This is a genomic window from Bernardetia aquimarina (assembly GCF_042180575.1).
GTDB lineage: Bacteria > Bacteroidota > Bacteroidia > Cytophagales > Bernardetiaceae > Bernardetia.
The window spans coordinates 1,426,479-1,445,784 of record NZ_CP170094.1; the positions used below are offsets into that span (position 1 = coordinate 1,426,479).

The following is a 19,306-nucleotide window of genomic DNA, read 5'->3' on the forward strand; positions in this document are numbered from 1 at the left end:
TCAAAAAATTATGAATGACAATCTTTTTTATACAATTCTTCTCACTTTTGGCTTTTTAGCTTTATTTGGAAGTGCTGAAATTTTATATAATTTTTTTAAGGTAAAAACAGAATACACTCGTAAACTTGTTCACGTAGGGACAGGACTTATTACGCTTCTTTTTCCGTTGCTTCTGACTCATCATTTGTGGGTTTTGTTTCTCTGTTCTAGTTTTGCAGTTTTGCTTTTGCTTAGTTTGAAATTTAGTTTTCTACCTTCTATCAATAATATCGAAAGAAAATCGGTGGGAAGTTTGGCGTATCCGTTGGCTGTTTATATTTCTTTTTTGGCGTTTGATTTTATGCAGCATCAAAGTATAAATCCAGCCATTAGCAAAAATGCAAATTTGATTTATTTTTATTTACCAATGCTTACTTTAGCTATTTCTGACCCAATGGCCGCACTTTTAGGTAGAAATTTATCAAAAAGACAATTTTCTTTTTTTTCTAATAATAAGATTTTGAGTTTATTATTATCAAAAAATTTAACATCTAATTTTACTAATAGTTATCAAATTACGACACCTTGTAAAACCATTATTGGTTCGACGGCTTTTTTTGGAAGTGCTTTTTTGATAGGAATAGTTTTGTTTTTTAGTCTGAATGAACTTTCATTTTTTGTAGGAATTGGTTTAGCTTTCTTAATTGCTTTTTGCGCTACTTTTTCGGAAGCATTTAGTAAAAAAGGGTGGGATAACCTAACAATTCCTGCAACAGTAATCATTGTACTTTTTTTATTTAGTTTTTTACTTCCTGTTACATATTAACCGTCGTTGAGGCTTTGCCGTCAACGAGGTTTTAAATTTGAAAATGCCTTCTACTTATGATACAAACTACTTCAAAATATCAAATTCAAAAAATAAAAAGAGAAGAATTAGAAAAACTATCAAACTTTGTAAATCAAATTTATTCAGAAAAAGAATTAAAATTTAAAAAAAGCGAACATTTTCCAACCGAATTTTTGGAAGGGGTTTATTGTATAAAAGAGTTTGAAGAAAATACAGAAAAAATAAAAGGTTATTTTGCGCTCTATCAAAACCCAAATTTGATTTATAAAAATAAAAAAACGCTTTGTATCGGAAATTATGAATGTATCAACGACTTAGAAAATGAATATATAATTTCCTCTCAAATTATTGATTTTTGTAAGCAGAAAGCAAAAAAACTCAAAGCCGAATTTTTGATTGCGCCTATGAATGGCTCTACGTGGAATGAATATCGTTTTCTGAATTTTGATAAAACGACAACATTAGAAGAAAATCTACAAAACACTTTTTTATTAGAACCTATTCATCAAAATTATTACAGTAAACAGTTTTTGAATGCTAGTTTTGAGCCTATTTCTACGTATTTTTCATTGTTAGATACAAAAATGGATTATGGAAATAAGGAAGTTTTGCGACAACAAAAGCGATTAGAAAATGAAAATATAACTATCCGAAAGATTAATTTAAAGAGTTTTGAGCAGGAATTAGAAAACCTTTTTCCATTTGTGAGCAACTTATTTGAGCAAAATTTTCTTTATACGCCTATTAGTTTGGAGAGTTTTAAGGAAAAGTACTTACCCATAAAACAGTTGATAAATCCTGATTATGTTTTGATTGCAGAACATAAAATCAATAACATAACTAAAATTGTAGGCTTTATTTTTTGTTATCCAAATCTTTATTCTTCTATTTATTCTCAATCTGAAAAGCAATTAGTTTGTAAGACAATAGGTAGAAATCAAGACGATTTTTATAAAGGATTAGGACACGTAATGACTTATAAAGTAGCCGAACAAGCTAAAAAAGATGGCTTTTCGGCTTTTATTCACGCTTTTATGATAGAAAATAGTTTGTCGTCAGAGCTTTCTCAAAATTTTGCAAAACAAAAATACAGAACTTATACACTTTATGGAATGAATGTAGAATAGTGTGTCGTTTGTGGGGACATAAATCAACGGCAAGGAAATGGGAATAAAATCAAACTATCCTTTAGCATTTATGGTTGATTTGTAATAAAATTTATTGTAATTTTTAATTTGTAACTCCTAATTGATTAAAAGTTTTTAATTGATAATTGATTATTTTACCTTTACTTTTATTTCCAAATTTCTACTAATAAATCTGTTTCTTCCTAGATGAAAATTTACCGTAAGGTTTCAGAGTTTCCCGAACTTCAACATACAATCCTGACAAGTGGAACGTTTGACGGCGTACATTTAGGACATCAAAAAATTATTCAGCACGTTGTCGACCTAAAAAAATGCACTCCAAATGCTCAAACGGTTGTCTTGACGTATCATCCTCATCCTCGTTTGGTGCTTTTTCCAGAACAAAAAGACCTCAAAATACTGACTACTTTGGAGGAAAAAGCAATTTTGTTAGAAGATTTGGGAATTGACCATTTGTGCATAATTCCGTTTACAAAGCGTTTTGCTTCTACATCTTCTGAAAATTTTATCAAACGCATTATTCAAAAAAAGCTGCAAACTCGTCAGTTTGTAATTGGTTATGACCATCGTTTCGGAAAAAATAGAGAAGGAGGATTTGATTATTTAAAAGAAAATGAAGATAGATTTGGATTTAAGGTAGAAGAAATCTCAAGACAAGACATAGAAGACAATGCAATCAGTAGCACACGAATCAGAAAAGCACTTTTTGATGGCGATATAGAAACAGCAAACGAACTTTTGGGTTATGAGTTTTCGATTACTGGAAAAGTAGTAAAAGGAAAGCAAATCGGAAGAACAATCGGCTATCCAACAGCAAACTTAAAACTGAATTACAAACACAAACTAATTCCAAAACAGGGAATTTATGCCGTCCGAATTTTTCATAAATACGAATTTTATGGTGGAATGCTCAGTATTGGTGTTCGTCCGACGATAGGAAAAAACCTCAAACAAACCATTGAAGTAAATATTTTTGATTTTGATAAAGATATTTATGATAAAAATTTGACTTTGCAGTTTGTGAAATTTTTGAGAGAAGAAGAAAAATACAATTCTTTAGATGAGCTTAAAATACAACTCGCTAAGGATAAAGAGGAGAGTTTGGAGGTTTTGAAGGTTTAGTTCAACGATTGCTAAGGTTGGGTTATCAATCATTATCAACGTTTTCAACTATTTTATAAAAAATCTAATTAATATAAAATGAAAACACATTTTTTGAAAATATCCTGTTTAGTAATTCTAATCTTAGTTAGCTGCAAAACTCAGCATCTGAACTTAAATTCTGATATTTTAGAGGGAAAGTATGTAGGAATTGAAGAGCAAAATTATAGAGTTGAATTATTATTAGAAGATAATAATGAATTCAAATTTTGGATTCATAAAGGACATGCTTCAGACTTCACTCAAGGGAAATGGAAAACTTCAAATGATTTTTTAATTTTAAACTCTAAGACTTTGGATAAATCTGACAGTTTGATGTATGCTCTTTCAAGCTCAAGTTTAATTGTACTCAAAGATTCCAAGTGGAAAATAAAGCAAAATAAAATTATTAATTTACATAATAAAAAATGGAAATTAAAAAAGGAAATTAAAAAGCCAAATGACTTATAAGCAAAAATGAATTGAAAAATAACCTTCACTATGGGCGCACAAATTAATATACGATTAGAAAGTGATAAATATGATGACAAAAAATTAGCTCCTTTTCTTGGTCGTGATTTTTATTGGGAAATAACACGAGGATATAGGGAAAATCAAGAACCTTTTCTTAGCGAAGAGGAAATTAATTTGTTAGAAGCTCCTTTTTACGAGGATTTTGAAGATAATTCTGTAAAACAGATAAATCCTAATGACTTAAAAGTTGTTATTGAGAAAGTCAAAAAATATTTAGAGGAAAATAAGGATTTATTACCCTTCGAAATTGATTTAGATTTCGAACGAATGGATAAAGAAGATATAGAAACTGATATAATCATAAATGAAAGTAAATGCTGGATAAAAGGACAATCACTTTATCATTCAATTTCTGATAAAGTTAGAATTATAAATTATCCAACAGAAAAAAATGAAGTGGATATATGGGTTACAATTTCTGATGAGATTAAAATAGAAGGCAGAAAGTATTATTTAAAGAAAACATCAATGTATGAGAAGCATTTTAAGAAATTAGACCAAGTCCTTCAATTTTGTCGGTTAGCAGAAGACAGAAATGAGAAAATTTATTGGTTATATGAGCATTAAAAATAGTTTTTGATTACAAAAAAATAATGATGTACTACAATTAATTAGAATACTAATGATAAATCCAATAAGAAGAAATCGAAATATCGGAACAGCAAAACAGGGACATGGACAGGATAATAAATTAGTCGTTCCTTTTCCTTCTGTTGAAATGAAGTCATTTTTTGAGCGATTAGGAGAATATAAAACCATTGAAAAAATAGTCAAAGGGCATAAATTTAGATTTATTATAGAGAAAACAAGGAAAAATTCTTTTCATGCCTGTACAATAGAAGATATTGAGCAGCTACTTTTACAAATTCCTAAAGAAGATTATGGAGATTTAGAGTTGATTATACTACGACAACCCACTAGAAAAGAAGAAAATCTCAAACCTGTTTGGGGAAGGTTAATATACTCTTATGAATTCGAAAAGGATTTTTTTCCAGCCGTTATACTTGAAGCTGTTGATTTAGAAAGAACTTTTAAATGGACAAAAAAGCTAGATATTGATTCTCAAAAAGAACTGAAAAGGTTGAAAGAAGATGGTCATAAAATCGTAACAGAAAAAAGGTATTATGAATCAGAGTATGAATTAGATGCAATCAGAGCCACTCAACTTTATAGAACACTTCCACACGAATTTGGGCATTTTGTTCATTATTTAGAAATGGTTGAACGACCTGCAACTGAAGAAGAAGAGTATGAAGAATGGGAAAAAAGATGGAATAATTATCATAATTTACCAAAATCTGAAAAAGAATCATTTGCTCATTTATATGCTGACAAATTGAAAGAAAATTTGGAAGAAAAAGAAATAATTCCTTTTGATAGAATTTTGAATGAAACAGAATTAATAGGAAATGGGCTTGATTTAGAAGACTTTAAAAAGGCACAATAAATCCCTTTCTCAAAATACACAAATATTCCATAGTTGCATTGGCTTTTTTAAAGCAATAATTTATTAGTACAGTCATATTATTTGGTAAATTATCACTATTTTGGAAAAGATATTAACCAAATAACCAAATTTATGAATACGAACAGCATAGAAGCATTTAAGCATTATTTCAAGCAAATGGATTTTAGTAATATAGCTGATTTAAACACTATTTATTCGGATAATATCGTCTTTATAGACCCCATTCATAAAATACAAGGAATAGAAAATCTAAAACAGTATTTTAACAAACTAAATGACAATTTAGTAGAAGGTTCTTTTACCTTTACTGATGAAGATATTATCGAAAATAAGGCTTATTTGACTTGGGAAATGAATCTAAAACTCAAAAGACCTAAAAAGAATGTAAAAGCATTAGGGATTTCAGTACTGACTCTTGAAGAAAAAATAATCCGACAAAGAGATTATTTTGATGCTGGCGAACTCTTTTATGAAAATGTTCCTATTTTGGGAAGTGTTATTCGTTTCTTAAAAGGTAAACTAGCAAATTAATCAGAAGTAAAAAAACATGAAGTTTCAAAACAAAAAATAAATATGTAATGAATAACTATTTTCTAACTGCTGGGATTCTATGTTTTATTTTGGGAGTTGTTCACTCAATTTTGGGCGAAATTATGATTTTCAATGGTAAAAGAAATAAGAATAGTGTAGTTCCATCAAAGAGAAGTGATGGATTAAAAGAAAGGCATCTAAGAATAATATGGGCAACTTGGCATCTAGCTTCCGTTTTTGGCTGGTGTCTAGCAGGAATTATCATACAAATTTCATTGATTCACAATGAGCTAAATGCAGCATTTATGGAAATGCTTATTCAATTACTAACTTCTACAATGTTTATAGGTTCTTGCTTAGTATTGCTTGGTACAAAAGGTAAACACCCTGGATGGATAGTTCTTTTAGCTATTGGAATACTATTAATAGTTGGAAATGGAATGTGACAAGTCAAAGTTAGATACTGTTTCTCAAAATATGCAAATACTCCACTGTGTGTTCTCTATTGATGTCTTTATCGGCTTTGAAACGTTGGTATTCTGTTTTTTCTAAAAAACACAAACCGTACTTACTCATTTTTTTGGCAATATTTCGAACGCTCGTATTCTCTCAAACCTGTTTTGCATTTTGGTTCAAAAAATGATAATTTGCTCTGTACTGACAAGCATTATAAGATGGCTTTTAAATAGAAAATAAATTTTTATTTAAAAAATAAGCAACTATCTTTTAATTATTGTGTCTATACAACAAAGAAACTTTAATTCTAAAGCACAAGAATTAATCACATACATTGAAAAAACATGAAAAACACAATCTTTCTATTATTTATCGGAATTATGATTGCCTCTTGTAATCAAAAAACAAATTCAAAAAAAGAACCAACAGAAAAGAATACACTTACAGTAGATTCACTGACAAATGAGTTGAGTGAAATTTATAAAAGAGGGTATATAAATGGATTTTCTGTAGCTATAGTAAATCAGAATGAAACACTTTATCAGAACGGTTTCGGATATGCTGATATTGAAGATAAAAAAGAATATACTGAAAATACGATTCAAAATATTGCCTCTATTTCTAAAATTTCTATTGCAGTTGCACTTCTCAAAGCCAAAGAAATGGGATTATTAAAACTGGATGATGCAATCAATAAACACTTACCTTTTGAAGTTGTGAATCCTTATTTTCCTAACGAAGAAATTACAATTAGACAGTTAGCTACACATACATCATCCATTCTTGATTCGGATTTCTACTGGGAAAAAGTTTATGTATTAAAAGATAAACTAAGTGATGAGCAAGCCAAAAATAAAGAGTTTGTAGATTTTTTTAATAATCAAGATAGCTACCTTCCATTGTCTGAGTTTCTTGAAAAAATATTGCACAAGGATTCAGAATGGTTTAAAAAAGAAACTTTTGCAAACAGAAAACCTGGAGAATTTAATGAGTATAGCAATATAGGAGCTGCTTTATGTGCTTTAGTTATAGAATCTGCAGCTAAGACTCCTTTCAATGAATTTACTAAAAAACATATTTTCACACCTTTAGAAATGAATTCTACAGGATGGTTTTTTGATGAGGTTGATTTGGATAAATTTTCTAAACTCTACATTGATAAGACAGAACTTCCTCATTATATCGGACTCACTTATCCAGATGGACATCTGATAACTTCAAGTAGTGATTTAGCTAAGTTATTAGAAGAACTCATAAAAGGATATTCTGGTAATGGAACTTTACTCAATAAAGATAGTTACTCAGAGCTATTTAAATCGCAATTAGAAAAAAAGCATTTTGAAGAAGGAGATGATGATAATATTGGAATATTTATTGAAAAACTTATTACACGAAATGTCATTGGGCATAGTGGAAGCGACCTAGGTGTTTTTACTTTAATGTTTTTTGACCCAGAAAAAAAAATAGGACGAATATTAATTAAGAACACAGAAAGTGAGAGTGATGAAGCAAATCAAGCGTTTTGGGATGTTTGGAATACACTTGAAAAATATCAAGATAGATTAGAATAAAAATTTGTACGAACAAAAACAATTCAGTGTTATTTTATACAAGACTCTACTCAACAAATAGAAAAATATGAAAAACTACCTAACATTACTTTTGCTTCTAATTTCTCTAACTACTTTCGGACAAAACTTAGATGAGTGTGGAAATGATGATAATCCAGAGTTCTCACAAGTAGAATCTGAATTTCTCAATAGTTATTTTTCTGACCAAAACATTGACTTTACTGGAAAAAAAGTAATTTTTGTAACTGGTTCATCAGGTAAAGACATAACAACAAAATCTGATTATTTTAATGCCATAAAAGAATTTGATGAAGGAGAACACAAAATTGCAACTCGTGTTTTTTACTTAAATGAACAACAAAAAATTGATACTGGAGGATATGATATCATAATAACTTATTGGGTTAAGGTTGTTTTTAGTGATAAAGCCAAACAGAAAATTGTAAAAAGGGTAAGTAGAAAAAATAAAGGATAGAAGTATTATTTTCTCAAAATATGCAAATACTCCATTGTTGCATTGGCTTTATGTTCTCTATTAATATCTTTGTCAGCTTTAAAACGTTGGTATTCTGTTTTTTCTAAGGAGTATGAACCGTATTTACTCATTATTTTTTTGATAGTTTCTAGGTTCATCAAGCCTTCGTTGTTGTAGCTTAAAAATATAAATTCGAAGTCTGCATTTTTTATTAAGTCTTCAAAAGCCGTTTCTACTTCGTTTTTTTGACAGTATTTCGAACGCTCATATTCTCTTAAACCAGTTTTTCCTTTTGGCTCAAAATTATCATACAACGCAATCGTATTCAAAAGATGATAATTTGCGCCATACTGACGAGCATTATATGGTGGGTCTAAATAAAGAATATCGCCCTTTATTTTCTGTATTAATTCGTTTGCATCTTCTCTAAAAACTTGATTTTCTTGGTTGTGTCCATTTTGAGGTTTTGGAAAGTGAGCAGGAGAAAGAACTAGATTTTTTTGAGCCGATTTCTTGAGTTGTTTCAAAAATGCGCCATAAACAGAAGCCGTATTTGCCACTTTATCAGCACTTTCTAAAAGAGAAGCTAAGAGGAAATAATACTCACTTTGAGAAACAAAATTATTTACTTTCCATTCTTCTAACTTTTGTCTAATTACATCAATTTTTTTTCCATTATCATCACTAAAATAAAGGCGTTCACTTCCACTTCCTTGGCAATAATTTTGATAAATAAAAACGTTTTTTTCTTTATTATCTTGATTTTTTATAGATAAATTATTCAATTCTTCTATCAAAAAAACAATTCTTTCGTTCGGAATTACTTTTGTATTTTCAATATAATTTTTCAACAAAACATAACTATAAGGTTCTAAATCATTTGCAATAATTTGACTTACCTGTGATTTTAGTTTACGACTAATGATTGCTGTTCCTGCGAAAAGTTCTGCAAAAGTGATTTGAGAAAGAGGTTTTGAAGGACTATAATCAGTACTGAGTTTTGTATAAGTTTTGGTAATAGTTTCTATTATCCAATCTGAAAGACGAAGTTTTGAGCCGATGTAATTCATTTCTATTGTAACTACTGGTTCAAGCGTCGACGCTTGAACCAGTAGTTAAACTTATTTTATTAGCAAATAAATGAGTAAAGCCAAATTGATTAGCAATCCTACAAAGGTAATGATTTGAAACGTACTAATTTTATCTATTTTTCCTTTTTGTAGGTTCAATTCTTCTGATATTTGCTCTTTGATTGGAATAATTGCTTCATTTTGAGCCTTTTGTAATGACACAAGTTGTTTTTTTTGCTGCAAAGAAATTTCTTCTTCTAACTTAATTTGATTTTGATTATAACTTTCACTTTGCAACTCAAATTTATTTTCTAAATTCTCTTTTATTTCTTTAAATTCTTTACTTTGGTTGTCATAAATGAACTTTAATGCCTTTTTTTGATAATCTGCAAAGGTATCAAATTGATTTTTTTGAGTTGATTGTAAAGTAGATTGAGATTCTTTTAAAAGTTCGGATTGATTATAAATTTCTCGTTCTTGATTTTCTAGGTTTGTTCCGATGGTATCAAACTGCATTTGGAATTCAGCCATTTTATCCAAAACAGCCTTAAACTGATTGTATGTTTTTTCTAATCTTTCTGAAAGTGAATTTACTTGAATAAAAAGAACTTGATTTTCCCCTTGAATTGTATCAATTTTCAAGACGAGCATTTTTTCTAACTCTGTATCTCGTTCTTTTGTATGTGAGGCAAAATCAGACAGATTATTTCTAATTCCTTCCGTCGAACGCTCATAAAAAGTAGTCGTTTGTTTGTCTAAACTCTGTAATTGTGTGGCTAACGTGTGAGAAGTAAGCGAATAAAAATCTTCATTTTTTTGTGTTAGTGCAGCCAGTCGGTTTTGTATTCTTTCTGTTGTTTCTAAGTAAAATTTTTCGTGATTGGCATTAAGATTATCTGTTTTTTGGACAAGCAAATCCTGTGTTTGTTCATAGAAAGCCTTATTCTGAGATTTTACTTCCTTTAAATGTGCTTCTATAGATGCTGTTTGTTCGTCTAGCTCATCTCTTGTTTGCTTAATTTGATTTTCAGCTTGTTCTATTTTTTGATTGGTGGCTTGAAGCGCAGAAACTGAATCTGTATTTTGCTTAGAAATAGAAATTATTTTTTGGTCAAGCAGATTTTCATAGCTTTCTAGTTGTAGTCGCAATTTTTCGAAAAGCTCTAAATTTTGTCTATAATTCTCTTCAGTTTTTTCAGCTTTTGCATAGACTTCCGTCAAAGAATTTAGAGTTTTGCTTTGGGTTTGGAGTTCCGAAATAGTATTTTGTAACTGTTCTAAATGCGACATGAAAATAGTGATAAGTTGTTAGTGATTAGTGTTAAGTGAATGCAAAATACAAATTTATATGAATCTATTTTGTTCTTACTTTCACAATTTTATCGTACTCAATATCATTAGGCTGCCAAAGTTCAATTTTATTTCCTTCTGTGTCCAAAATATGAACAAATTTTCCATACTCAAAGCTTTCTATTTCGTCAAGAACAGTAACTCCCTCCTCCTTCAAAACTTCTACTAATTTCTCTAAATTTTCGACTCTATAATTTATCATAAAGTCTTTTTTAGAAGGTTCTAAATAGGTTGTTGTTTGTTCGAATGGACTCCATTGTGTAAATCCTTTTTGATTTGGGTTTTCTGCCTGTCGCCATTCAAAGGTTGTTCCATATTCATCTGTATCAAACCCTAGATGTTTTTTGTACCATTCTTTCATGGCTGTAGGATTTTGACACTTAAAAAATACTCCTCCAATTCCTGTAACTCTTTTCATTTTTGTTGTTTGTTTAGATTAAAAACTAAAACCATTTTTTCTGTTTAAAATAAATAATAATTCCGACTGTAACAGCAGACATTACCCCCAACAAAACATAATAACCATTCTGTGTTTGAAGTTCAGGCATATTTTTAAAATTCATTCCATAAATTCCTGCCAAAAATGTCAGAGGAATAAAGATAACTGAAAAAATAGTAAGCGTTTTCATTACTTCATTCAGTCTGTGTCCTTGAATACTAAAAACTAAGTTTAGACTACTTTCAAGTGTTTGGAGTTCGAAATCAATATCTGTAATTAGGTCGTTGGTCTGTTCTTTTAGTTCTGAAAAATAGCTGTTTTTGATATTTTTGTATTTTACTTTTTCTAAACGAAGAAGCGTAGTACGCAGACTGTTTGCTGATTTTTTAAACTTTAAAAGGTTGCGTCTTTGTTTTTCAATTTGATTGGTAAACTCTGGTGTAGGCTTTACTTTGGTTGTGTCTAGCATTTCAGAATACATTTCGATATAATTCTGATTCGTTTCATAATAATTATCAATAATTGATTCTATCAAAAGAAAAAGCAAATAATCAGATTTCTTTTTTCTGATAATTCCTTTATTATCTCTAATTCGCTCTCTAATCCAACCAAAATAATCACCTTTTTGCTCTTGAATGCTCCACACAAAATCAGAAGAAACAATAAAAAACATCTGTTCTGAATCCAAATCATCATGTTCAGTTATTAATACTCTAATCGAAACAAAAAGTAAATCTTCTAACTCAATTACTTTATTAGACTGTTCGTCATCTTTGATTAATTTCAATAGAAAATCATCTAATTTATTTTGAGTAATAACTTCTTTTAGTTGGTCTTCATATTGCATTCCATACGTATTTATCCAACGCAACAGACCATCTTTTTGTGTTACGATAATATCTTCTGGAGTATCATAACTACTTTTTTGGTATTCTTTTTCATTGTACTGAATAAGTGTCGTATTTTCTAAAAATGTTTTTGGCATATTGTTTTTTGAAATATATGATTGTCAAAGGCAAGCCTTTGCCCTACATTGAATTGTATTACTTCATACATCTAACTTCTAACTTTATTTTAATCTTGATAAATTTTTAAAAAATCATCTTTTCTATCTCTAGCTACACTGGCTTTAAAACCATCATCCATGACAATATAATTTCCTGTTCGGATATACTGACTGATTTTGTTTAGATTGACAATATACGAACGATGAGAACGAAAAAAACAAGGATGGACTAAATTTTCTTCAAAATACTTTATTTTTTTGGTAACCAAAACTCGTTTTTTATCCGAAAAAACAATTTCTGTATAAGAACCTTCTGCAATTAAATACATAATATCATCAGCTTCGACAAACATCAGTCCGTCTGCCATCGGCAAAGCAAAACGAGTAATGTATTCGCCTTTCAAATTTTCTCGTAAGGCTTCCATTTTTTGATTGTTTTGAGCATTTCCTGTTGCCTCAAGTCGTTTTTCTACTTTTTGTACGGCTTTTTTGAGTAAATCTATTTCTAAAGGTTTGAGTAAATAATCTACTGCCGAAACCTCAAAAGCACGAATGGCATACTCTTGATAAGCCGTTACGAAAATAAGTGCAAAGTCAATATTTGTAATAAATTTGAGAAGCTCAAAACCTGAATATTCAGGCATTTCGATATCCGAAAAGACAATATCTGGATTTGTTTTGTGAATAAGTTGAACAGCATCAGGCACATTTTCAGCCTCTCCAACAATATTTATTTGTGGGCAATGTTCTGTCAAGAGAGTTTTCAAAATTCTTCTTGCACGGAGTTCATCGTCTATGATTATAGCTTTCATATATTCAGTTGGTAGGTCAAAAGGCTTGCCTTTGACTGCATTATAAAAATTACTGTATAAATAAGTCAAAGGCGAGCCTTTAACCTATATTATTTTATTCATTAATGGGAATCAGAATTACAATTTCTGTTCCGTTTCCATTTCCTTGATTATCTTTCAAATCATTTATTTCTACTTCGATGTTTTTATTCGTTGTAGATTGATTTTTCATAAGCTCTAATCGTTCTGTTGTAGCTTGAGTAGCAAAAGATTGATGTGTAGAGTTGTGCGTTTGGGCTTTTCGTGCATTTATTTCGGCAGATTTTTGTCTTCCAATTCCATTATCTGTAATTTTTAATTGAAGAAATTTTTCATTTGATTTTTCTATTTCATCAAATTCTAAAAGCAATTTTTTCTCTCCCATTTTGTGTAAAAGTCCGTGTTTAAAAGCATTTTCTAAATAGGGCTGAATCAAAAGTGGTGGGATTTCAATTTCATCTAGCTCACCTTTATCAATTTTATCATCAAAAATAATATCATAACTAAATTCTTCTCCCAAACGCAATCCTTCCAATTCGATATACGATTCTATCAAAGGTAATTCTTTATCCAAACTAATTTTTTCTTTGGACGAAGAATCCAAAAATCCACGCATCAGCGTTGCAAATTTACCTAAATAATGTTGTGCATTTTCTTTTTCAGAAAGCATAATAAAATCTTGAATAGAATTGAGGGCATTAAAGATAAAATGAGGGTTCATTTGTGAGCGCAACGCCTTTAGTTCGCTGAGTTGTTTGGCTCTTTCTTTTTGTTCGGCTTCCAACTTTAAATACAAACGACGACGATTTACATACCAACCACCACCAATCAGCAAAGAAATAGGAGCTAAAAGAACTAATGCTAAAATTGAACGCTGTGCTTGAAGAGAGGATATTTCAGTTTTACTCTTTAGTTCATCAATCGTTTTTTGTTGTTTCAACTCTTTTATTTGCTGTTCTTTTTTTTCGGTTTCGTATTTGGTTTGAAGTTCATTGACTTGATTAGTTCTCTTTTCATTAAAAATGCTATCCTTTATCGTAGAATATATTTTATAATATTGGTAAGACTCTTTTATTTTGTTTTGCTTTTCAGTTGCTTTTGCAGCTAATTCATAAAGTTCTATTAAATGATAAAATGTTTTTATTTCTTTAGCTAAACTAATGCCTTGTTTTATTTCTTGCATTGCTTTTTGATATTTTTTATTATCAAAATAACAATCTGCAGCTTGTGTGTAATTGGCTACTAGAGTTTCTTTGTTTTTTATTTGTTTAGTATACTTTCTGCTTTTATAAATATACTCGATCGCTTTTTCATATTCCTTTAACCCTTGATAATAGTTTGAAAACTCAAAATATATAAGTTCTAATTCGTAGGGTTTATTATTTATTTGATTTTGAGAAAGTTGTAGAGCTTCTTGTAGATGCCTATGTGCTTTCTCTAAAAAATTGTTTTTACTTTCTGTCCTCTTTTCTTGTTCCATATATGAGCCTGCAATAAAAACATGATTAAAAACCATGTACATGGTATCTTGTACTTGCGTACTTAACTTTAAACTCTCTTCATAAAACTCTATTGCTTTACTCCAGTTTTCCTGTGCATTATGTACATAACCTAAGTCATATAATATATTAGCAAGTTTACGCTTTGAGTTCATTTTTTTTGCTATTTTCATAGCTTTTAAATAACTATCTACAGCTTGTTCCATTTTCCCCTCTCTATCATAGATTCTACCTTTTAAATAATATATTTGATATTCAATAGAGTTCACTTTTTTCTTAGGAGCTGTATCTAGATAATGTATTACAGAATCTAAGACAAGCAAAGCTGCATCTACTTCTCCTATTCGGGTTAGTGCAGTACCTTTATGGGTATATAGTTTGGCTAAATTATGATTTAGTTTATGCTCTTTAATTAAATTTATAGCCAACTCTGCATTTGAAATACCTTCTTCATTTTTAGCTAAAAGAAGGCAAATAAAAACTTTTTTCTCTAAAAAAATAACCTCTTTTTCTTTATATTCATTCTTATTAGCTATTACTAGCATCTTTTCTGCAATTTGAAGTGACTTTTGTGGATTTTTTCTTATAAAACTATCTGTCAATATTAATATTTTTTTATCTATTTCTTCTAAAATCGCACCTTCATTCTGTCCAAAGCTAGAGAATGACAGTAATAAATATAGTACAGATAAAAGCAAAAATCTATTATAAAATAATATAGTCTTCATTTTGAATTTTAGTTAAATAGTAAACTGAGAACTACAAAGCAGCTATTAACTAATTGACTATCAACATCTTATAAATAAATATTAAAAAAATAAAATTCTATTTTTCAGCCAAAAAGTATCCGAATAATAACTTTTATAGTTCAAAACTAAATTTTATTCTTTTGGTAGACAATATTTATATGTTGATATAATCAGTTTTTTGAGTTTTCCGTAGTTCCCAGTAAAAAATTAATATCTATTAAAAGGAATCAGAATTACAATTTCTGTTCCGTTTCCATTTCCTTGATTATCTTTCAAATCATTTATTTCTACTTCAATGTTTTTATTCGTTGTAGATTGATTTTTCATAAGTTCTAGTCGTTCTTCTGTGGCTTGTGTTGCAAAAGATTGATGTGTTTTTGCTTTTCGTGCATTTATTTCGGCAGATTTTTGTCTTCCTACTCCGTTGTCTGTGATTTTTAGTTGAAGAAAATTCTCGTTTTGTTTTTCTACTTTATCAAATTCTAAAAGTAGTTTTTTCTCTCCCATTTTGTGTAAAAGTCCGTGTTTAAAAGCATTTTCTAAATAGGGCTGAATCAAAAGTGGAGGAATTTCAATTTCATCTAACTCATCTTCATCAATTTTTGTGTTTTCATTATTACCAAAATTAATTTCATAACTAAACTCTTCTCCTAATCGCAATCCTTCTAGTTCGATATACGATTTTAATAAAGGTAATTCTTTCTCTAAACTAATTTTTTCTTTAGAAGAAGAATCCAAAAATCCACGCATCAGCGTTGCAAATTTACCTAAATAATGTTGTGCATTTTCTTTTTCAGAAAGCATAATAAAATCTTGAATAGAATTGAGCGCATTAAAAATAAAATGAGGATTCATTTGAGAACGCAACGCCTTTAGTTCGCTCATTTGTTTGGCTCGTTCTTTTTGCTCAGCCTCTAATTTTAATGTCAGACGACGACGATTGACATACCAACCTCCACCAATCAAAAGAGAAATAGGAGCTAATAAAATCAATCCTAAAATTGAAACTTGTGCTTGAAGTGCTGCAACTTGATTTTTATTTTCTAAATCTGTAATCGTTTTTTGTTGCTCTAACTCTTTTATTTGCTGTTCTTTTTTTTCAGTTTCGTATTTGGTTTGGAGTTCTGATGTTTTAGCTAGTATTTCTTGTTGTGTAATTGTATTTTTTAGAGCAATAGATTTTTTAATATACACATCTGTACTATCAGGCTCATTCAAATATCCATACACAACACCTAATAAAGTATAATTACCAACTGTTTGAATATCATCACTTTGGCTTTCGGTTACTTTGAGTGTTTTATAAATATTATTTTTAGCATCTTCATACCTTCCATTTTGCTTCAAAATACCAGAATATGTAATTAAAGTCCTTAGTTCATAATTGGGATCTTTTTTTTCTTTAGGCATATTTATGACTTGCTCTATAACCATCAAAGACTCTTTATTTTCTTTTTTAAGATATAAAAGATCGGCTAGACTAGTCATAGCACGATGCAATCCGATATTTGAATTTATATTTTTTGCTATTTTCACAGCATTTCTAGTGTAAAAAATAGCAGAATCTAAATCTATAGAACGATATAATGCACCCAAATTCACCGAAATTTTTAATAATTCTTTTTCATAATTATGTTTCTTAGCAAGAGTGTATGCTTTTTTTCTAAATTCCAAAGATTTCTCAAATTGTCTTGTAATATTATACATCATAGCCATATTATCATACGATTTTACTAACTCTTGTGGCTGTTTTATTTTTTCTGACAGATCCATAGCATTAGAGTAATAAATAAATGCACTATCCATCTGTTTTTGATAATAAAAACTACGTGCTACATTTCGATACGTGTGTAGTATTCCTAATGAATCTTTAACCTCTTCACTCCATTTGATAGCTTTTTTTGACCAATAAATCGTGCTATCGTGTTTCTTCAAGACACTAGAATATATGGTCATATACATCTGTGCTGTATTTGCTTTTAGCTTTGTGTTTTCTGTTCCTTCCTTTAGTTTTTCTACAATTTCCCACGTTTGATATACTGTATTTATAGCATCTTTTGGTTTATAGGAAAGTTGTTTGTCAAATAAAGTTTGTAGGTGTTTGACCTTTTCTTTTCCTTCGCTTTGAGCAACTAAATGCTTCAAAGAACCTATTTCTTTATTCTGAGCCAAACCCAATAAAGTAATAAAGCTAAAAACAAGTAAACAAATTAACTTTTTCATAAAATAGAGTAGTAGTTGGAGAATGATTTTTTACAAATATACAACTTCTTAAAATAGCTTAATAGTAATATTGTACCATTTGTGTAATGAAACTTACCATTTATGAAACTAAACATTGTACTTCCCTAGTGATAGCGTAGTTTTGAAACATAATCAAACGGAAAAAGCCAAAAAACTACTACAACTATCAACTTAAAACAATTAGTACAATGCGACTTTTAACAAAAAATTTCCAAATTGCTTTTCTCTTCTTGTGTATTTATCCTGTTTTGCTTTCCAATACAGTTTTTGCACAACAAAGTCAGAATGAACTCTTAAAAAATTTTACAGCAACTTCGCTCAATGTTTTCAAACTCACAGAGCCAAAATATCACAAATACGTTTTTGAAAAAGCCTCCAAACCTTGGCCTATTACAATAGAGAAAAATGGCGATGCTATTTCAAAAGTTGTCATCAACCGAGCAGGTATTATAGAAGAGCCGTATGAACCTGATTTGGCAGAACATCCTGCTTATTTTAAAGACATCAAACACAGAGTTGTATTTATTGATGATAATTTCTATTACATCAAATGGTCTGGAGGAAAAGCAACCATCAAATATATTTTGACAGAAAATGAAAGTGTTGGAAAAGACCACGCCGAGCATATCAGTAAAATAGAAAATTATATCCAAAAAACAGTCGCTGCACAATCTGAAGATAGAGCAGAAATTGCAGCCGAACAAGCAGAAAAAGATGCAGCAGAGGCATTAGCTAATTCTCTCAAAGGAAAAAGTGTAAAAAGTATCACTGTAAAATGGATTAGTGATAAAAACGAAACAGGACATTTGGTAAAAGTAAATTATGGAATTGAGGCAACTCTAGCAGATGGAAAAATTCTCAAGACAAAAAACTTAGGAGGAAAAATGCCTTGGGATGACTTCAAAATCACTGTAAATGGTGGATTATTTGGAGAAGAAACTATCACAATAGCAGAAAATGCAGATGTAATTCCAAGTGATAATCTAGTAGTAAATGTTCAATCTAAACATCAATCAACTATCAAAACTATGGCAAAACTTCCAGTACATTACAATACTGGTTTGCATGTCAATTATTTTGGAGAACGTGGAGGTGTTGTTCATCTGACTGTTTCGGCAGGATATAGAGGAAAAAATGGAAAAGATGTCATTGTTTCTGTAAAAGCAACCACAACAGGAAATGGCGAGAAAGTCAATCAAATAGAAATCAAAGATGCTAGTTCGGGGCAAGTTTTGAGAAAGTTAAAAATGAGTCCGAATGCTCCTCTCACACTCAATTTACAAGGAGGAAGTGGAAGCTATGGCAGAGATAGCACACGAGGAGGAAATGGTGGAGACGGTGGAGATGTAACTATCATCAAAGACTCAAGTGTAACAACCTTCAATTACACCATCAATAATCAAGGTGGAAATGGTGGAAAACACGAAAATCATAGTCCTTACGATGGAAACAGAGGTTCAAAAGGCTCTGTAAACGTTCGTACTTCTACTGTCAGTTTCGGCTGGTAAAATAAAATAGCCTATAAAAAGAAAATCATCAAAATATCAATCTCACTCAGTTGTTGATATTCAAATCAATAACAAAATTATTATTTATTCAACCTATTTAATTCAAAATAAAATGAGAACACTCTTTTTATCTCTTGTAATGATGGCATTTATGATGAGCTTTTATAGCAATCAAAGTGCAGAAACTACAAACCATTCTATCAAAATTGACGCTACTGTTGCTCCAAATGGAAGTTCTTTCAAACTATTAAATGACACAGGCAGCAAAATCCGTATTCATACAGGTTCTGGTGTAGTAAGTTTAAATAATGGAAGCTCTACAAGTATTAGCTGCAATAATGGTAGAAAAATCCATACTGCTCCAAATGGCAGTAAAGACGATTTTATCTTTGAAGTAGATGACAGCATGTGTGGGAAAACCATCAAACTCTCAAAGTATTTATAAAAAATCAATCAATTTTA

19 protein-coding genes are annotated in these 19,306 nt (G+C 29.9%); 12 read left to right on the plus strand and 7 right to left on the minus strand.

What is annotated here, in order from left to right:
• Positions 1 to 10: 10 nt before the first annotated feature.
• From ACE193_RS05965 to ACE193_RS06010, 10 genes are all read left to right on the plus strand, one after another.
• Entirely contained in the window at positions 11 to 805 is a 795-nt protein-coding gene (locus ACE193_RS05965; protein WP_375562092.1) for a hypothetical protein, read from the plus strand.
• A gap of 56 nt (positions 806 to 861) precedes the next feature.
• Complete coding sequence (locus tag ACE193_RS05970) at positions 862 to 1,953, plus strand: hypothetical protein (protein WP_375562093.1); 1,092 nt, start codon at positions 862 to 864, stop codon at positions 1,951 to 1,953.
• A 207-nt stretch (positions 1,954 to 2,160) separates the two neighbouring features.
• Complete coding sequence (locus tag ACE193_RS05975) at positions 2,161 to 3,096, plus strand: bifunctional riboflavin kinase/FAD synthetase (RefSeq protein ID WP_375562094.1); 936 nt, start codon at positions 2,161 to 2,163, stop codon at positions 3,094 to 3,096.
• A gap of 78 nt (positions 3,097 to 3,174) precedes the next feature.
• The gene (locus ACE193_RS05980; protein ID WP_375562095.1) at positions 3,175 to 3,585 is read left to right on the plus strand and encodes a hypothetical protein; all 411 of its coding nucleotides are present in this window, start codon (positions 3,175 to 3,177) and stop codon (positions 3,583 to 3,585) included.
• A 30-nt stretch (positions 3,586 to 3,615) separates the two neighbouring features.
• Positions 3,616 to 4,215 carry a hypothetical protein gene (locus ACE193_RS05985; protein ID WP_375562096.1) on the plus strand — a complete coding sequence of 200 codons (600 nt, stop codon included), beginning with the start codon at positions 3,616 to 3,618 and terminating at the stop codon, positions 4,213 to 4,215.
• 55 nt (positions 4,216 to 4,270) lie between these two features.
• Positions 4,271 to 5,095 carry a hypothetical protein gene (locus ACE193_RS05990; protein WP_375562097.1) on the plus strand — a complete coding sequence of 275 codons (825 nt, stop codon included), beginning with the start codon at positions 4,271 to 4,273 and terminating at the stop codon, positions 5,093 to 5,095.
• Between the two features lie 132 nt (positions 5,096 to 5,227).
• Positions 5,228 to 5,647, plus strand: a complete 420-nt coding sequence (locus ACE193_RS05995; RefSeq protein WP_375562098.1) for a nuclear transport factor 2 family protein — start codon at positions 5,228 to 5,230, stop codon at positions 5,645 to 5,647.
• Positions 5,648 to 5,694: 47 nt separating this feature from the next.
• Complete coding sequence (locus ACE193_RS06000; protein ID WP_375562099.1) at positions 5,695 to 6,093, plus strand: hypothetical protein; 399 nt, start codon at positions 5,695 to 5,697, stop codon at positions 6,091 to 6,093.
• Positions 6,094 to 6,447: 354 nt separating this feature from the next.
• A complete protein-coding gene (locus tag ACE193_RS06005) occupies positions 6,448 to 7,674 on the plus strand; it encodes a serine hydrolase domain-containing protein (RefSeq protein ID WP_375562100.1) in 1,227 nt (408 codons plus the stop codon).
• Between the two features lie 67 nt (positions 7,675 to 7,741).
• Positions 7,742 to 8,149 (plus strand): hypothetical protein, encoded by a 408-nt coding sequence (locus ACE193_RS06010; protein ID WP_375562101.1) that lies wholly within the window; start codon positions 7,742 to 7,744, stop codon positions 8,147 to 8,149.
• 5 nt (positions 8,150 to 8,154) lie between these two features.
• On the opposite strand, the gene ACE193_RS06015 is transcribed toward ACE193_RS06010, so the two are convergent.
• The 7 genes from ACE193_RS06015 to ACE193_RS06045 all read right to left on the minus strand — a co-directional run bounded on the left by ACE193_RS06015 (position 8,155) and on the right by ACE193_RS06045 (position 17,315).
• Positions 8,155 to 9,219: a DNA adenine methylase gene (locus tag ACE193_RS06015; RefSeq protein WP_375562102.1), complete on the minus strand. Its 1,065-nt coding sequence runs from the start codon at positions 9,217 to 9,219 to the stop codon at positions 8,155 to 8,157.
• A gap of 51 nt (positions 9,220 to 9,270) precedes the next feature.
• Positions 9,271 to 10,509, minus strand: a complete 1,239-nt coding sequence (locus ACE193_RS06020) for a hypothetical protein (RefSeq protein WP_375562103.1) — start codon at positions 10,507 to 10,509, stop codon at positions 9,271 to 9,273.
• Between the two features lie 64 nt (positions 10,510 to 10,573).
• Positions 10,574 to 10,987: a VOC family protein gene (locus ACE193_RS06025; RefSeq protein ID WP_375562104.1), complete on the minus strand. Its 414-nt coding sequence runs from the start codon at positions 10,985 to 10,987 to the stop codon at positions 10,574 to 10,576.
• Between the two features lie 25 nt (positions 10,988 to 11,012).
• Positions 11,013 to 11,993, minus strand: a complete 981-nt coding sequence (locus tag ACE193_RS06030) for a magnesium and cobalt transport protein CorA (RefSeq protein ID WP_375562105.1) — start codon at positions 11,991 to 11,993, stop codon at positions 11,013 to 11,015.
• A gap of 89 nt (positions 11,994 to 12,082) precedes the next feature.
• Positions 12,083 to 12,826, minus strand: coding sequence for a LytR/AlgR family response regulator transcription factor (locus ACE193_RS06035; RefSeq protein ID WP_375562106.1), 744 nt, complete (start codon positions 12,824 to 12,826; stop codon positions 12,083 to 12,085).
• Positions 12,827 to 12,920: 94 nt separating this feature from the next.
• Positions 12,921 to 15,071, minus strand: coding sequence for a histidine kinase (locus ACE193_RS06040; protein WP_375562107.1), 2,151 nt, complete (start codon positions 15,069 to 15,071; stop codon positions 12,921 to 12,923).
• Positions 15,072 to 15,299: 228 nt separating this feature from the next.
• Positions 15,300 to 17,315, minus strand: coding sequence for a histidine kinase (locus tag ACE193_RS06045; RefSeq protein WP_375562108.1), 2,016 nt, complete (start codon positions 17,313 to 17,315; stop codon positions 15,300 to 15,302).
• A gap of 209 nt (positions 17,316 to 17,524) precedes the next feature.
• On the opposite strand from ACE193_RS06045, the gene ACE193_RS06050 reads away from it, so the two are divergent.
• Positions 17,525 to 18,844 (plus strand): hypothetical protein, encoded by a 1,320-nt coding sequence (locus ACE193_RS06050; protein ID WP_375562109.1) that lies wholly within the window; start codon positions 17,525 to 17,527, stop codon positions 18,842 to 18,844.
• Positions 18,845 to 18,956: 112 nt separating this feature from the next.
• On the plus strand, positions 18,957 to 19,289 hold the full coding sequence (locus ACE193_RS06055; RefSeq protein ID WP_375562110.1) for a hypothetical protein: 333 nt from the start codon (positions 18,957 to 18,959) through the stop codon (positions 19,287 to 19,289).
• The last annotated feature ends 17 nt before the right edge of the window (positions 19,290 to 19,306 follow it).

Coding starts and splice junctions, on each gene's coding strand:
- ACE193_RS06015 (WP_375562102.1), bottom strand. CDS start 9,219: ATGAATTACATCGGCTCAAAACTTCGTCTTTCAGATTGGATAATAGAA.
- ACE193_RS05965 (WP_375562092.1), top strand. CDS start 11: ATGAATGACAATCTTTTTTATACAATTCTTCTCACTTTTGGCTTTTTA.
- ACE193_RS06030 (WP_375562105.1), bottom strand. CDS start 11,993: ATGCCAAAAACATTTTTAGAAAATACGACACTTATTCAGTACAATGAA.
- ACE193_RS06010 (WP_375562101.1), top strand. CDS start 7,742: ATGAAAAACTACCTAACATTACTTTTGCTTCTAATTTCTCTAACTACT.
- ACE193_RS05990 (WP_375562097.1), top strand. CDS start 4,271: ATGATAAATCCAATAAGAAGAAATCGAAATATCGGAACAGCAAAACAG.
- ACE193_RS06045 (WP_375562108.1), bottom strand. CDS start 17,315: ATGAAAAAGTTAATTTGTTTACTTGTTTTTAGCTTTATTACTTTATTG.
- ACE193_RS06035 (WP_375562106.1), bottom strand. CDS start 12,826: ATGAAAGCTATAATCATAGACGATGAACTCCGTGCAAGAAGAATTTTG.
- ACE193_RS06050 (WP_375562109.1), top strand. CDS start 17,525: ATGCGACTTTTAACAAAAAATTTCCAAATTGCTTTTCTCTTCTTGTGT.
- ACE193_RS06005 (WP_375562100.1), top strand. CDS start 6,448: ATGAAAAACACAATCTTTCTATTATTTATCGGAATTATGATTGCCTCT.
- ACE193_RS06025 (WP_375562104.1), bottom strand. CDS start 10,987: ATGAAAAGAGTTACAGGAATTGGAGGAGTATTTTTTAAGTGTCAAAAT.
- ACE193_RS06020 (WP_375562103.1), bottom strand. CDS start 10,509: ATGTCGCATTTAGAACAGTTACAAAATACTATTTCGGAACTCCAAACC.
- ACE193_RS05985 (WP_375562096.1), top strand. CDS start 3,616: ATGGGCGCACAAATTAATATACGATTAGAAAGTGATAAATATGATGAC.
- ACE193_RS06040 (WP_375562107.1), bottom strand. CDS start 15,071: ATGAAGACTATATTATTTTATAATAGATTTTTGCTTTTATCTGTACTA.
- ACE193_RS05980 (WP_375562095.1), top strand. CDS start 3,175: ATGAAAACACATTTTTTGAAAATATCCTGTTTAGTAATTCTAATCTTA.
- ACE193_RS05995 (WP_375562098.1), top strand. CDS start 5,228: ATGAATACGAACAGCATAGAAGCATTTAAGCATTATTTCAAGCAAATG.
- ACE193_RS06055 (WP_375562110.1), top strand. CDS start 18,957: ATGAGAACACTCTTTTTATCTCTTGTAATGATGGCATTTATGATGAGC.
- ACE193_RS05970 (WP_375562093.1), top strand. CDS start 862: ATGATACAAACTACTTCAAAATATCAAATTCAAAAAATAAAAAGAGAA.
- ACE193_RS06000 (WP_375562099.1), top strand. CDS start 5,695: ATGAATAACTATTTTCTAACTGCTGGGATTCTATGTTTTATTTTGGGA.
- ACE193_RS05975 (WP_375562094.1), top strand. CDS start 2,161: ATGAAAATTTACCGTAAGGTTTCAGAGTTTCCCGAACTTCAACATACA.